Raw genomic sequence first — 15380 nt, forward strand, 5'->3', positions numbered from 1 at the left:
TTATTCAAATACCACAACCGCTAGGCTAAATGATTATTGAATAAATTCGGGTGTAATTACCAGTATCAATTGCCCAGACTAAGGTGGTTTTGCCTGCTGCAACGTCAATTTTTGCCGGTGGCGCTTTATCTAACTGCAAAGTGTATTCACCTGCACTCAAATAACGCCGCCCGATCTGTGCTTGTTTAGGCAGCGTCAGCCAACTACGGCGATCCGCTTGCTCTGTTACTACGTTAAAAATCTGCATCGCTATGCTGCCAATATCGGCGGCATTGTTTCCGGGGCTGCCACTCTTTCCAACCTGATAGGCCATCTCAGATTTGGCATAGACACGTGCGACTTGACGAACCAAGGTTGCGGGCAGATCTTCCTTGAGTGCTGTGATGGCTAAGGCATCGATATTGGCAATAGGTTCAGTTTTCAGCACTGTACCTAAACCTTGCACTTGCGTCTCTGGCACAAAAGTATTGTTTGGCATGTAAGTGGCTAGCGACACGGTTTGCCAATTGCCATGGATAGTAAAAGGCACGGTGAGGGCTTGCTTAGCAGGCACAAAGCCGCGCTCGACCATCAAAATCACTTGGCCATCTTTGGGATTAGGTAATTTAGCATCGCCCCAACGACGTTTAAACTCATCATATTGCGGCATGCCGAGTTGCTTGGCGAGACGCACCAGATCTTGCTGTAAATAGGTGTTGTCTGGGGTGATTTGCGCCGCTTTACGATAATCGATATAGGCATCGTTCGGCTCACCCAGTACTTCATGTAATACGCCAGTGGTGTAATAGCTGTAAGCGTTTAAGAAAGAACTCGTCACAGTGCCTGCGGCTTGACCTAGCTTGTTGACCTCGGCATCGATAGTCCCGTTCGCCATGGCTTGCACTGACTTTTGCGATTTTTGATAACGCTCTTGTTCGCTGCTTTGTAACTCGTTACTGCGACGAACTTCGACTAAAGCACCTTGGTAATCGCCACTAAACAAATAGTTTAGCGCTTGGTATTGGTGCAGCATGATGCGTTCATATCCAGGCCCTCGGTACGGAATCGCATTGTCGTTTAACACTAAGCTGCTGGCTGTGGCACTAATATCACTGACGCTGACTTTGGCCTTATCATCAAAGGCGGTGTAAGCATCGACCGCTTGTTGGTAGTACTTTTTACTGGCCGCAAAATCGCCGGCGACTTGAGCAATACGGCCCGCTTCTTGAGCATAGAGCAGGCCATCGTTGCCATTGATATTGCTGGCAAGTTTGTCGATATCGGCCAAGGGCGTTGCACTATTCAACTCTTGTTTAAGCGGTTCAATCTGTGAAGGGTAATTAATAAAAATACTGTTGTAGGCGCAGCCCGATAAACCTAGCGCCAATCCTATTGCCAAAGCGGGGGCGATAAACGCGCGAGATATAGGTGTAACCAAAGACAGTTTCATTATTGCGCTTCACCTTGTTCGATGGACTGGGCTGAAATCGACTGAGCCTGTTCAGGCATACGTGAACGCTCGAGTAAGGTGATCCCTTGCAGGTGATCAAATTCGTGTTGAAAAATCCGCGCAATAAAGCCTGTTAATTCGGCCTGTTGCCACTCGCCTTGTAAATTCTGGTAGCGCACTTCAATGGCTTGATGTCTTAGTATGTTAAATCGTTGGCCGGGAACGGACAGGCAACCTTCTTCGCCGCCGACTAAGTCACTCGATGCATGAATTATTTGCGGATTAACCACGACCACAGGCGCCATATTGGGTGCGTCTGGATAACGCTCATTTGGGCGAGAAGCCATAATAAATAAAGCTAAGGGACTGTGAACCTGTGGCGCCGCGATGCCAACGCCTTTGGCGGCTTCCATGCTGGCAGACATTTGCTCTGCAAGGTGCGCGAGCTCGGCATCGAAATGATGCACTGCAATTGCAGTCTGCCCTAGGATAGCTTCACCCACTAACGCTATGGGTAATAAAGGCGGGGTTTGTTTTGGCATCAAATGTTTAAACATCGCATTCCCTGGATATTTTGCGGTAACCGTCTTTGAATCAAAGTCTTATTTTAAAGCGTCAGTATTAGTAATGTGGCGGCGGCGTTTCTTCAGCCTGAGTCGCCATATTACTCGGTTCCATGTCTTGTAACTTACCAATTAACATGTGAATTTGGTGCTGCTGGTGAGCCACAAGTCGATTTAATTTGATCACTTCTTGGTTTAACTCTTCGACTGTGAGCTCTTGAAAAGCCAATTTGGTTTCTAGATCTTCAATCTGTGCTTGTACGCCTTGCATGACTAACCTCTATTGCTGCCAAGTCTCAACTAAGCCTTGGCTACTGATACTAACAACTTTATTGGTATCTCGAATTGCCACAGAGTATACAACGGCTCCTCGATTTTGGCTGTTTTTAGTGAGTGCAACCTGCCATTTTTCAATTTCCTTACCCGAATCGCGTTGCCACAATATGACTTCCCGCGCCGGCGTTCCCGTTAATATCTGGCTGTCTTGTTTGATAAACCTCACGGCAGAAAAGTTCATCTGCCGACGTGTAATATCTAACTGATTTAACAGCTTACCGCTAGTGTTATCCCAGATTTTGGCTTCATTTGTACTGCCATTGGTAAAACTTAGTGTGCCACTGTCGTTAAGCGCCACTTTAGTGATACGGCTGCCTAAGGTCCAAGTATGAAGCGGCTGACCCGTTTGCGCCTGCCAAAGAATCGCCTGCATATCATTCGAACCCGTTAATGCTAATCGACCATCCGCGGAGAGGGCCACGCTATTGACGCGATCTTTATGTCCCAGAAATTTGATTAAGGCACTTTGGGCTGCATTGAGCGACATAACGGAACCATCATTTAAACCAATGAGTAGTGCGCCATTATCGGCTACCGCCACGCTTTCACCGGATGAAGGCAAAGACCACCATCCTAGGGATTTTCCGTCGGCTATTCTCCACATGGCAACTGAATCTCGGCTTAACGACGCAGCAAATAGCCCGTTGGGCGAAATCGCCGTACCTGTGACGCCAGTATTGATATCGCCATGTATCCATTGGTATTTAAGTGTATGAGTACTGAGGTCCCAGCATTGGACTCCACTACTTTGGGTGGCGACTAAGGCGAATTGTCCATTGCTCGATAGACTCGCGCTATAGCTAGGTTCCGTGGTGAGAACGCTAATGTCTTCCGCTTTAGGATGGCAAGCTGTCAGAAAAATTGTGCAAATTACCAGCAGTAGATTTTTCTTCATGAACTTGCTCCCTAAGTTGCTGTCTTTAGACTTGATCAAGTGACATTAATCACTGTTAACCCATAAAGAATCTAGTTGGTATAACCGAGATAACTAGTATAAAGTTGTCTCGCTTAGGTTATTGTAACCGCTTGAGGATGCTGAGGAAGCTTTAATGAAATCGATTTATAAATTATCGTTAGTTGCATTGGCTGTTATTGGCCTATCTGCTTGTAATCAAGAAGAAAAAGCAGCTGCTGCGAGTACAAGTGTTGAATTAACGACAGAAGCTCAAAAAGAAGCTTACAGTGTAGGCGCTTCAATCGGTCGTTACATGTCTGGCCATATCAAAGAGCAAGAAGAATTAGGCCTACCAGTTGATCGCACTCTGATCGTCACTGGTTTCACTAATGGTCTGAATGACCAATTAAAATTAACCGAAGAAGAAATGCAAACCATTCTTCAAGGTCTAGATAAAAAGTTAAACGATAAACGTCAGGAACAAGCGACTGCGATTTCTGCTAAGAACATCGAAGACGGTAAAAAATTCCTTGAAGAAAATAAGGCTAAGTCTGGCGTAGTGACAACTGAGTCTGGCTTACAATATGAAGTATTAACACCAGGTACTGGCGAAAAACCTGCCGCAGAAGACACTGTAGAAGTGGATTATGTGGGTACTTTAATCGACGGTACTGAGTTCGACAGTTCATACAAACGTGGTCAAACGGCTAAGTTCCCACTGAACCGCGTGATCCCAGGTTGGACCGAAGGCGTGCAATTAATGCCTGTTGGCGCTAAGTACAAGTTTGTTATTCCTGCAAACTTAGCCTACGGCGAGCGTGACACTGGTACTATTCCACCAAATTCCACACTGGTTTTTGAAGTTGAATTGAAATCAGTTGAGAAAGCGTCTGCAACGCCAGCCGCTGAACCAGCAGCTAAAAAGTAATGAATTAACTGCCGCGTTTAATACGCAGTAAGTGAAATACCGCTCCTAAATGAGCGGTATTTTTTTGTCTGTAAAAATCAAATTATTGTTTTAATGCTTAATTTATTACCTTGCTATACAAGGTTTACAGCCTTAACTCATGTTTAGTTTTATATAGCGATCATCAATATCTATCGGCTGTACCAATGGATGATATTAATCATTAAATCTAGTCCGTTTTAGCGTTGGATTTATTTTAAAATGATGAAGGCTAAATTACGTTTTAATGATATCAGTCATCTGTTAAAGCGCCGCGTTCTTTATATTTTATTGGGTATAGCATACTGAATAATATCATCAAAATATCACATTAAAATATTGATTATTATTTGTTCGTATTAGTGCTTTGGCTGTGTCTATGTGTATTGCTCTTACTGTTTGTTTTCATTTGGCTAATACTTTCGAATTATTACCTTGTTCTGCTAGGTGAACAGTGCTGCGTCAATAATCATTTACTCATCAATGTGTTACATTGGCAATGTGCGATCTTGCCCTCTTTTTTTACGCATTCAACTCTGAAATAATTCGCCCGCACGTTAATAGAAGTTAGCGGCAATATTATAATAATGGGGTTGATGATATGGATAATGTTAATAAGTTAACGGCGATTTCTTTAGCTGTCGCAGCGGCTTTGCCTATGATGGCAAGCGCAGATGTGATGATTACCGAATATGTTGAAGGTAGCGCAAACAATAAAGCGATTGAAATTTATAATAATGGCACTGCAGCAGTTGATTTGACTGGCTATAAGCTAGTTCAATATAAAAATGGCAGTACAGTTGCAACAGACATGGCGTTATTAGATGGTCAGACTATCGGTGCCAAAAAGTTAAAGGTTATTAAACATCCAAGCGCTGCTTTAGGTTTGGCTGCTGAAGTTGATGCAATTAATGGTAGTGCTATCTATTTTAACGGTGAGGATGCAGTCGCACTCCTTAAGGATAGTGTGGTTGTCGACATTATCGGGAGCCTGCCTAGATCAAAGGATTGGGGCATTGACGCTACTTTTATACGCAAGTTAGATTCGCTCGAGGCTAATAGTGTTTTCAATGCCGCCCAGTGGGAGCAATTCCCTAAAGATACCTTCTCTGGTTTAGGCTTGCTAGATATGCCTGTAAAGCCAGAAGTGCCGCTCTTTAGCTGTACGGGCGCTAAAATAGTGCCAATTTATCAAGTGCAAGGTGCGGGTGCATTTAGCCCTTATGTTCCAGAAGGTGCATTTGACGCTATAGCTGAATCTGAAGCTGAAGTCACAGTGCGCGGTATAGTGACTGCTCGTGGCGAAAGCTTGTTTAAAGGTTTTTATCTACAAGAAGTGAAAGGTGATAACTCACCGTATACCTCTGATGGTGTGTTTGTATTCTTAGGTGAAGCTGCGCCTGAAGCGATTCAACCTGGGGTTGAAGTTTGTGTACAAGGTAAAGTGAAAGAATACTTTGGCTTAACTCAAATCGATATTAAAGCCGATAAGAAATTTGAAGTTGGTGCTAAGGGTGAAGTCCCAGTTGCCGCGCCTTTCTATGTCGCCGATGGCGAAACCTTAGCGCAAGCATTAGAGCGTTATGAAGGCATGAATGTGGCTTTAGATGCGGGCAGCGATCTTAAGATCAGCCGTACCTTTAGCTATGATTACGCAGGCCGTCGTAACAACATGTTAGCGTCTTATCAAGCGCCTTTGATGAAGTCGACACAGCTTTATCCCGCGCTTTCTGCCGAAGCGACCGCGTTAGTTAAATCTAACCTCGAAAACCAACTCTTTATCGAATCAGATATCAAACCCGCCGACGGTGTTATTCCATACTTCCATGATTTCAATGTGGAAATGGGCTATATCCGTGTGGGCGACCAACTGACTAACCTGCAAGGCGTGATTGGTTACAGCTACGGCGCTTATCGTTTAGTGGCAACTAACACTATTACAGCGGGTGATTTTATCCGTGGTGATGACAGAACTGATGCCCCAAGCGTCGCCACTAAGGGCGATCTGCGCGTGGCTAGCTTTAACGTGCTGAACTTCTTTAACGATGTTGATGGTGGCGATACCAATCCATCAGGTAGTAACCGTGGCGCCCTAACGTTGGAAGAAATGGTGCTACAACGTACTAAAATCGTTAGCGCTATTACTGCCATGAACGCCGATATCGTCGGTCTGATGGAAATTGCTAACAACGGTTTTGGTGAGAAGAGTGCGATTAAAAACTTAGTCGATGCACTGAACGAGAAGCAAACGCCTGAAAACGCTTATAGCTTTGTTGAAATCACCGACGCCGACAAGTATGACGGCAAGTATTTTGGCACGGATGCTATCACTGTGGGCATGTTATACCGCGGCGGCAAAGTGACCTTAGCAGGTGCTGCTCAAGCTATCGATACTCCTGAGCAACATGCCAGTGCTGGCAGCGTGACTCGTACTAAAGATGGCAAAACTGAGACAAATCCAGGTAACGATGCTTACCAACGTCACAGCTTAGCGCAAACCTTTAAAATCCATGATGAGTCGCTGACCGTAGTCGTTAACCATCTGAAATCTAAAGGCTCAGGCTGTTTAGAAGATTGGGCTAACTTCGAAGAGTCAGTCGATCCTGCCGATCAACAGGGCAAGTGTAATGCTTTCCGCGTATCTGCTGCCAAAGTCTTGGGTGAAACGCTAAAAGACGTGAAGGGCGACTTACTGATCATCGGTGATATGAATGCCTACGGCATGGAAGATCCTATCCGTGTGCTGACCGACTTTGATGCGAGCAAGTCAGATCGTGACATCATGACCGCTTCGTGGACGACGCTCGATGGCAAAGTATTTGAACGCCAAGGTAGCAAGATTGAAAAAGGCTATGGCCTGATCAACTTGAACACGAAAGCCCACGGTGCAGGCACTTACTCTTACAGCTATAACGGCGAGCTAGGCAACTTAGACCACGCTTTAGCCAATGCTAGCTTAGCCAAACGTTTAGTGGATATTGAAGATTGGCACATCAACTCAGTGGAATCTAACCTGTTTGAATACGGTAAGAAGTTCTCTGGTGATCTGGCTAAATCTGAAAATGCGTTCTCTGCATCGGACCACGATCCTGTGATCGTTGCCTTAAGCTACCCAGCGCCAGTAGTGCCACCAAAACCTGAGCCAACGCCTAAAGATGATGGCGGTGCTTTGGGTTATTTAGGTTTAGTACTGATGTCCTTGTTTGGTTTACAACGTCGTCGCCGTTAACCTGTGTAACGGGTGAACTCACAAGTGTTATTTGTGAGCTAGACTGAAACGAAGGGATGGTTCGCCATCCCTTTTTTAGTTGTTTTTTTCAGTTTTTATTAGGAGTGAGTATGGATACAGTCTCAAATCCGCTGAAAACCATTAAAGCGAAAGCGCCACTGTGGTTTTACTTTGTCGCAACGCTCAGTTTATTGTGGAATATCATGGGGCTGATGGCCTTTGTGATCCAAATGACCATGACGCCGGATGCCTTGGCGCAAATGAGCCCAGATCAAATCAAACTCTATGAAACCACGCCGGCTTTCGTTGATGCGATATTTGGCTTTGCTGTGGTGTCGGGCGTTCTAGGCTGCCTATTGTTGTTATTACGAAAATCCCTTGCCTATAAAGTGCTGGTTGCCTCGCTTATCGCGGTTTTATTGCAAATGAGCTATGTGTTTTGCATTCAACAAGCGGCTGTTGTGCTGGGGGCTGACGCGTTAATCATGCCGAGTGTGGTGGTAATTTGGGGATTGTTTCTCGTCTGGTTTAGCCAGTTGAGTATCACTAAACAATGGTTAGCTTGAGTCTAATTTTTACCAATATTGATGGGACTGGCTTAGCGCAAACTAGTTGAACTTCATCCACTTCGCAGTAAACTGCTGATTGGTTTTATTGACTAGGAAGTTGCAATGAGTATTTGGTTTAGAGCTGTCACGTTAGAGGATTGCGCGCGTTTAGATGCCGGTATGGGCGGCAAAGGCACCTTGATGCAGACCTTGGGGATTGAGATCAGTGAGATTGGCGACGATTACATGAAGGCAACTATGCCAGCCAGTCCTGCGGTGCATAACCCTTTGGGGATAGTCCATGGCGGCGCGAATGTCGCGCTTGCTGAAACTGTTGCCAGCTATGCGGCAAATTTTGCGGTGGATTTTGAGCAGTACTATTGTGTCGGTCAAGAAATTAACGCTAACCACTTACGGGCTTCCCGTAATGGGCTATTAACTGCCACGGCTAAGCCTATTCATTTAGGAAAACGCAGCTCTGTATGGGAAGTGTTAATCCATAACAGCGCCGGTGAACTGACCTGTATTTCACGGATGACGGCGGCTGTCGTTAAACGTTAAACGTTAAACGTTAAACGCTAAATGCTAAATGCTAAATGCAATAGCCCAGCCTAATTCCCGTGGTGTGAATGGCGTATCAATCGTTTGATTTAAATAATATATAAATAAGGATTGGATATGGATAACGCGACAATTTGGGAATGGGTTGGTTATTTGGCGTCTGTGGTCGTCGCAATATCACTGATGATGTCGAACATCAAAAAACTGCGCTGGTGGAATCTCATCGGCGCGGCTTTATTTGTGGCCTACGGCGTGGCAATTGGGGCTTATCCAGTTGCCTTAGTGAACTTTTTTATCGTGCTGATTGACACTTATTATCTGGTTAAGCTTTACCGCGAAGCCGACTCACCCGCCAGTTAATTGCAACGCATCATCTTTCTCCGCTTGCTTGTACCGCACTTTGCTTTACAGCACTCAGCTTCATCGCAGCGAGCAGCCATGTTGGTTTTCAACCGCATCTTAAATGATGTGATCGAATCATTGGCTGTGAGTCCGCGCAATCGTTTATCTGCTTTGTCATCTCGCCTCTAATCTTTTTTATAGATTACTCGAATCTAGTTTAATCGTTTTATTCTTTGTTGGTAATTATCTATTCTTGCTCCATCGACAACACGTCGCAGCCAAGGAGATAAACCATGGCCACCATTTACGATTTAATTGAAACCTGGTTAACCAGCAATCAAGACTAAGGAGCAGGGCATGAGTCAACAACATCAAACAAGTCAGTACTTAACGAGCCAAAACGGCGCCCCAGTGGCCGACGATCAAAACTCAATGTCGGCGGGTGAACGTGGTCCTTTATTATTACAGGATTGGCATTTAATTGAAAAGTTAGCCCATTTTAACCGTGAGCGTATTCCTGAGCGTATTGTGCATGCCAAAGGTACCGGCGTTTACGGCACATTTACCCTGACCAAAGATTTAAGCGATTACACCATTGCCGACCATTTCAATGGCGTTGGTAAGCAAACTGAAACCTTCATTCGTTTCTCGACCGTAGGTGGTGAAATGGGTTCAGCTGATGCTGAGCGCGATCCACGCGGTTTTGGTTTACGTTTCTACACGGCACGCGGTAATCACGATATTGTGGGTAACAATACGCCGACTTTCTTCTTGCGTGACGGGATTAAGTTCCCAGACTTTATCCATACGCAAAAGCGTAATCCCCAGACAAACTTAAAAGATCCACAAGCCATGTGGGACTTTTGGTCATTGAACCCTGAAGCCATGCATCAAGTGACCATTTTGATGTCGGATCGCGGTATTCCGGCCAACTACCGTCAAATGCACGGTTATGGTTCACACACTTTCTCGCTGTGGAATGCTAAGGGCGAGCGTTTCTGGGTGAAGTTCCACTTTAAGTCCCAGCAAGGCGTGGTCAACTTAACCAACGAACAGGCTGATAAATTAAAGGGGATAGATCCGGATTCATCACAGCGCGATATGGTGGTGGCGATTACCGATGGCAATTTCCCGCGTTGGACTGTTAACGTGCAGATCATGCCTGAGGCGGATGCCAATATCTACCATATCAATCCATTTGATTTAACTAAGGTTTGGCCACATAGCGACTATCCATTGCTTGAGATTGGGGTGTTAGAGCTGAATCGTTTGCCACAAAACTACTTTGCCGAAGTTGAGCAAGTGGCATTGGCGCCGAGCAATTTGGTTCCCGGTGTAGGGGCTTCACCCGACAAGATGTTGCAAGCGCGTTTATTTGCCTATGCAGATGCCCAGCGTTACCGCATTGGTGCCAACTACAACCAGCTACCGGTGAACTGCCCACATGCGGCTAAGGCAAATCATCATCAACGTGCGGGCGCTATGGCGGGCACACAATGTCCTTACCATGGCAGCCAAACGGGGGCCGATGCCACGGCAAACTATGGCCCGAACAGCACAGCTGATGCCTTGGTTGAACCGGTAAACTTTGCCGAGCCACCACTGCGTTTAGAAGGTGAAGCGGCGCGTTATAGCCGTTATAACCAAGACGACTACACTCAAGCGGGTAATCTGTATCGCATCTTCTCCGAAGCTGAGAAAGCACGCTTAGTGGCAACGATTTCGGGTTCACTCAGTCAAACAAGTTTAGATGTGCAGCAACGTATGCTGACACATTTCGAACAAGCCGATGCGGATTACGGTCAACGTATTAGAACGGCATTAGGGCTATAAACTGCGTTTTTAAGAAGTTAAGCTTCTAAGTCGACACTGTTTATCTCAATAAAACCGTTGTAAGTAGAAAGGCCAGTGATGTTTATCACTGGCCTTTTTGTTGCGGTAATTCAAGCTTTAAAGCATTTAGAACAACAGAGTGACAACGCCTAAGAGTGCGAACAATACGGCGCAGCCGCGGTGTATCCACAACATAGGTAATTTTTCGGCGCTGAAATGGCCTGCGATCACCACAGGTACGTTGGCAAGCAGCATACCTAAGGTTGTGCCTGCAACCACCATAGTTAATGAATCGTATTTTGCGGCTAACACTACCGTTGCGATTTGCGTTTTATCCCCCATCTCGGCGATGAAAAACAGGATAAAGGTGGCGAGGAAGGGGCCCATTTTATAGAAACGGCTCTTTTCAGCATCGACTTTATCTGGGATTAACACCCAAAGGGCTATCGCGAAGAAGGACGCGGCAACTAAATAGCGGGCAAGATCTGGGCTGACCCAGTTAATCGCCCATTGGCCAATCCAAGCGGCGGCAAAATGGTTGAATAACGTTGACAGAAAAATGCCTAAAATAATGGCGGTTTTGTTTTTAAATCTTGCGGCGAGAATAAGTGCAAGTAATTGAGTTTTATCGCCAATTTCGGCAATAGCAACCGTAAAGGTTGAGGCAAGTAGGGCTTCCAAGTGTGATCCTTTAGGGGTGGTTAAGACATAAGCACAATAAACCGTCCACCCCTAGGTGCAGTCATTGTGCTCAGGTCTTGCTGGGCAAATCGATGATTTGCTGTGAACACCATGGCGTGTGGCCAAGTATGTTGATGTTCACCCTAGATGACGATGGCTCGAAATCCAGTTAGCTACTCCCCCGAAGCGAGGTGGGCATTATACCTAAGTGAATTTCGGTTTCAAGCACGAGTTTATCGCAGTAGGCACGAATGGATGTTTGACAGGCGTCAGAAAAATACCGCGCAACATTCTGTAATTATATGAATATAAATGGGTTAATTTTTTGACAGCGTTGTCTTTTGTTGCTAATTTAGCCAGGTCATTTCTACTTGATTACATACTATTAACTCGTAGTGATTCGATGACACCTACCGTATTTGGCAAACTAATTGAAAAGTTAGGACGCAAAGCTTCCGGTCTAAGGTTGTAAATGGATTTTTTAGTGAACTAAGATAGCGGAGTTGCCGCAGAATTCGATTTCTGTGAAAGATAAACGACTGCTGTTTAATGCTGTTGTTTGCCCAAATACCACTTTTATACCTAAGCCCAAGCCAATACTGGCGAAGATGGGTGCAAATGGAGTGCATTAAAGTGGCAAATCCTACTGTTTTTTCCCCTGTTTCTAAATTGAGTTTATTGGCCGCCGCAGTGATGGCGGCAAATACATTTGTGAGTATTTCTGCACAGGCACACGGTTATGTTGTGGCGCCAGAGTCACGTTCCTATGCCTGTAAAACCGGCAACAATACCAACTGTGGCGCGGTGCAATGGGAACCGCAAAGCGTTGAAGGACCATCAGGTTTTCCTGAGTCAGGTCCTGCGGATGGCAAACTGGCGAGTGCGGGTAATGGTGCTTTCTCGCCTTTAGATGAACAGAGTCCCAGCCGTTGGTCAAAGACGGATATCAAAGCGGGCTGGAATAAGTTCAGTTGGCAGTTCACTGCCAATCATGTCACCCGCAATTGGCGTTATTATTTAACCCGCCAAGATTGGAATCAAAACCAAGCTTTAAGTCGTGCGAGCTTTGACTTAGCGCCATTCTGCGTAGTCGATGGTGGCATGGTGCAGCCGCCTAAGTTAGTGACCCATGACTGCTATGTGCCAGAAGGTCGCAGCGGTTATCAAGTGATTCTAGCCGTGTGGGAAGTGGGTGATACCACCAACAGTTTCTACAATGCTATCGATGTGAACTTAGATTCGGGTCCCGTCGTACCGGGTGAATGGCTCGATGTGGGCGACATCAATCCGTCACTCGATCTCGAGGCGGGCGATAAAGTGATGACCCGAGTGTTCGATGCCAATGGTGAGCAACCGGCTAAGCAAACAGTCATTACCATTAGCGATGCGACTCAAGGTGATAAACAAAATTGGCCTTTCCTATTAGCGAGCGCGATTAATGCCCAGCAGTCTCAGTTAAAAGCGGGACAAAAAAATGCATCAGGTGTGATTGAGCCTGTGTATGGCAAAAACGACATTTTTACTGCGACGACTTCAGGTATTGAGCGTGTTGAAGTGGGATTTGATCTGGCGCCCGCACCGGGCAACAGCTTAGAAGTCACTTCACTTGCCGACGATTATCAAATTATCGACGGCGCGGCGCAGGTTCGTTTTGACGTCACCAGCAATGCTGAAATGTTAGTGTCTGCGTATTTGTTTAGCCACGATGGCACGGCTGCCGGTTTTGTCAGTCAAACCGTTAACAATACCAGCGCGAGCTTAGTGTTAGACGTGGTTGCGCCTAAAGCAGGGCATTATCACTTGCAGGTTAAAGCTGAGCCTAAACAAGGTGATGTTATTCAGCAGAACTTTGATCTCTTCTTAAAGGATCAAGCACCAACGCCGGAAGCGGATTTTGTCTTCCCTGAAGGGGTGAAAGGTTACGTTGCGGGCACCACAGTGTTACAGCCTAAAAATGGCAAAGTGTATCAATGTAAGCCATTCCCCTATAGCGGCTATTGCATGCAGTGGTCGGCTTCTGCGACAGGATTTGAGCCAGGTGTTGGCGCTTCTTGGGCTATGGCGTGGACTGAGCTGTAAATTAACATGTTGAGTTAATCGATTCTCAACATGATGTGATTGGGCTTAAACATATTCGCTGTGTTTAAGCCCATATTCAGCGCGCTCGCGACAGTCAAATATACGTTTGACCTCGATTCCCCCACAATGCTGAACCCCACGTATTTCCAACAAAGGTAGCGATTTTGTTGGCTTGTATGTTTTCGTTTACCACAGCGCTATTAAGTTGTTACCGTACAGTGCGCGACTTATCTTTGTTCACAACTGGCTTGCCCACTGGGTTTGGCTCTGTTAATGTCCCAAACTATCTATTTTACCTATGTTGTTATTAGGATTATCACAATTGAAAGTCATGCCACTTTTATGCAACCGATTTAGTTAGCCTCAATGGCTACTGGGTTGAAATATTCAAAAGCTATTGGGGCCAATTGATCTGCAGGAATGAGATCCGATTGGATGCTTTTTGAAGCTGCTTTAAGTGATGTGTTGCTTATTTCGATTTAAGACGCAAGGCTTTATCGGTTCAAATCTTACTCAAATAAAATAATAATTAATCATTGAACAGGACTATTGTGTGAATTCAAAAATGTTAGGCTCGATCGCCATCGTTGCCGGGACGGCCATTGGCGCAGGTATGTTAGCCTTACCTTTAGCTACCGCAGCTTTAGGTATTATTCCAGCGTTAGTTTTACTCGTTGTTATTTGGGGCGTATCTGCCTATACCTCATTACTGATGCTCGAAATTAACTTACGCACTGGCGTAGGTGATAACGTGCATGCCATTACGGGTAAATTACTGGGTAAAAAAGGCCAGATAATTCAAGGCGCTTCTTTCTTAAGTTTATTATTTGCTTTGACTGCGGCTTATCTCACCGGTGGGTCATCGCTATTAGTGCTTAAAGCGAAGAATATGTTTGATATCGTGCTTGATAATCAAGCCGCGGTATTGTTGTTCACCTTAGTGCTCGGCGGATTTGCGGCGCTCGGTGTGGCTTGGGTCGATAAAGTGTCCCGCTTCCTGTTTTCGTTAATGATTTTACTGCTGGTGGTTGTGGTGTTATTTCTCCTGCCTGAAGTCAGTATTGCCAGCATGGCAACGGGCGCGATTGCCGAGTCGATGACCAGCAGTTGGATGGCGGCGATTCCCGTAGTGTTTACTTCTTTTGGTTTCCACGTTTGTATCGCCACTTTAGTGCGTTATCTGGATGGCGATGCAGTATCACTGCGCAAGGTATTGTTAATCGGTTCGACGATTCCACTCGCTTGTTATGTGCTTTGGCTATTGGTGACCTTAGGCACTGTAGGCGGCTATGAAGTGAGTGGTTTCGAAGGTTCATTACCGTCACTAGTGACAGCATTGCAGGATATTGCCCATACGCCTTGGATCAGCAAATGTATTTCGTTATTCGCCGATTTAGCCCTAGTGACCTCATTCCTAGGGGTGACCTTAAGCCTGTATGACTTTGTCGCCGAATTAACCCGCGCTAAAGAGACGTTTGCCGGCCGTATGCAGACCTGGTTGTTAACCTTTATTCCGCCAGTATTATGTGCGCTCTATCTGCCAGAAGGCTTTGTGGCGGTACTGGGATTCGCAGCCGTGCCATTGGTGGTGATGATCATCTTCTTGCCAATCGTGATGGCATTGCGTCAACGCCAAACACAACCGGGCGGTTATCAAGTGTCGGGTGGTTCTGCAGGCTTAGTGATGGCAGGTTTGTTAGGCGCTGTGATTGTGGGCGCGCAGCTATTTGTTGCAATCTAACGGCTTGGTATTTAGCTCGCGGTTAGCGTCAGCATTGTAGCGAACGCCGCGGGGTAACGCTGATGGAATGTAGCTGATGAAATGTATTTGCTTTGTAAGCGATTTTTTCTGAGTCTGTTATAAAGTGTATCCGATGTGATAAAGTCAGGCCCCGGCCTGACTTTTTGCTTTTTAGGTTTTAAAGCGAGTGATGCTGG

13 protein-coding genes and 1 riboswitch are annotated in these 15380 nt (G+C 45.8%); of the genes, 8 read left to right on the forward strand and 5 right to left on the reverse strand.

Going from position 1 to position 15380, the window contains the following annotated elements:
* Positions 1 to 25: 25 nt before the first annotated feature.
* The 4 genes from KV201_RS12980 to KV201_RS12995 form a co-directional block, all read right to left on the reverse strand.
* Positions 26 to 1429 carry a COG3014 family protein gene (locus KV201_RS12980; RefSeq protein WP_226059564.1) on the reverse strand — a complete coding sequence of 468 codons (1404 nt, stop codon included), beginning with the start codon at positions 1427 to 1429 and terminating at the stop codon, positions 26 to 28.
* The gene (gene def / locus KV201_RS12985) at positions 1429 to 1986 is read right to left on the reverse strand and encodes a peptide deformylase (RefSeq protein WP_006080409.1); all 558 of its coding nucleotides are present in this window, start codon (positions 1984 to 1986) and stop codon (positions 1429 to 1431) included. Before def ends, KV201_RS12980 begins: the two co-directional genes overlap by 1 nt.
* Positions 1987 to 2050: 64 nt before the next feature.
* Positions 2051 to 2263: a SlyX family protein gene (locus KV201_RS12990; RefSeq protein WP_006080410.1), complete on the reverse strand. Its 213-nt coding sequence runs from the start codon at positions 2261 to 2263 to the stop codon at positions 2051 to 2053.
* 9 nt (positions 2264 to 2272) lie between these two features.
* Entirely contained in the window at positions 2273 to 3223 is a 951-nt protein-coding gene (locus tag KV201_RS12995) for a WD40 repeat domain-containing protein (protein ID WP_012090064.1), read from the reverse strand.
* 154 nt (positions 3224 to 3377) lie between these two features.
* Here KV201_RS12995 and fkpA point away from each other — a divergent pair, with 154 nt between their 5' ends.
* From fkpA to katB, 6 genes are all read left to right on the forward strand, one after another.
* The gene (gene fkpA, locus KV201_RS13000) at positions 3378 to 4151 is read left to right on the forward strand and encodes an FKBP-type peptidyl-prolyl cis-trans isomerase (protein WP_006080412.1); all 774 of its coding nucleotides are present in this window, start codon (positions 3378 to 3380) and stop codon (positions 4149 to 4151) included.
* Positions 4152 to 4770: 619 nt separating this feature from the next.
* The gene (exeM, locus tag KV201_RS13005) at positions 4771 to 7398 is read left to right on the forward strand and encodes an extracellular exonuclease ExeM (protein ID WP_226059565.1); all 2628 of its coding nucleotides are present in this window, start codon (positions 4771 to 4773) and stop codon (positions 7396 to 7398) included.
* Positions 7399 to 7508: 110 nt separating this feature from the next.
* Positions 7509 to 7964 (forward strand): hypothetical protein, encoded by a 456-nt coding sequence (locus KV201_RS13010; RefSeq protein WP_006080417.1) that lies wholly within the window; start codon positions 7509 to 7511, stop codon positions 7962 to 7964.
* 105 nt (positions 7965 to 8069) lie between these two features.
* Positions 8070 to 8507: a PaaI family thioesterase gene (locus KV201_RS13015; protein WP_006080418.1), complete on the forward strand. Its 438-nt coding sequence runs from the start codon at positions 8070 to 8072 to the stop codon at positions 8505 to 8507.
* A 117-nt stretch (positions 8508 to 8624) separates the two neighbouring features.
* Positions 8625 to 8867, forward strand: a complete 243-nt coding sequence (locus KV201_RS13020; protein ID WP_006080419.1) for a YgjV family protein — start codon at positions 8625 to 8627, stop codon at positions 8865 to 8867.
* A 339-nt stretch (positions 8868 to 9206) separates the two neighbouring features.
* Entirely contained in the window at positions 9207 to 10682 is a 1476-nt protein-coding gene (katB, locus tag KV201_RS13025; RefSeq protein WP_226059566.1) for a catalase KatB, read from the forward strand.
* A gap of 126 nt (positions 10683 to 10808) precedes the next feature.
* On the opposite strand, the gene KV201_RS13030 is transcribed toward katB, so the two are convergent.
* On the reverse strand, positions 10809 to 11363 hold the full coding sequence (locus KV201_RS13030) for a TMEM165/GDT1 family protein (protein ID WP_226059567.1): 555 nt from the start codon (positions 11361 to 11363) through the stop codon (positions 10809 to 10811).
* Positions 11364 to 11774: 411 nt separating this feature from the next.
* Positions 11775 to 11874: riboswitch (cyclic di-GMP riboswitch) on the forward strand.
* Between the two features lie 122 nt (positions 11875 to 11996).
* On the opposite strand from KV201_RS13030, the gene gbpA reads away from it, so the two are divergent.
* Entirely contained in the window at positions 11997 to 13442 is a 1446-nt protein-coding gene (gbpA, locus tag KV201_RS13035; protein ID WP_226059568.1) for an N-acetylglucosamine-binding protein GbpA, read from the forward strand.
* A gap of 565 nt (positions 13443 to 14007) precedes the next feature.
* Positions 14008 to 15183, forward strand: a complete 1176-nt coding sequence (locus tag KV201_RS13040) for an aromatic amino acid transport family protein (protein ID WP_012197593.1) — start codon at positions 14008 to 14010, stop codon at positions 15181 to 15183.
* The last annotated feature ends 197 nt before the right edge of the window (positions 15184 to 15380 follow it).

The sequence above is a fragment of the Shewanella sp. SR1 genome (assembly GCF_020447145.1).
Lineage (GTDB): Bacteria > Pseudomonadota > Gammaproteobacteria > Enterobacterales > Shewanellaceae > Shewanella > Shewanella baltica.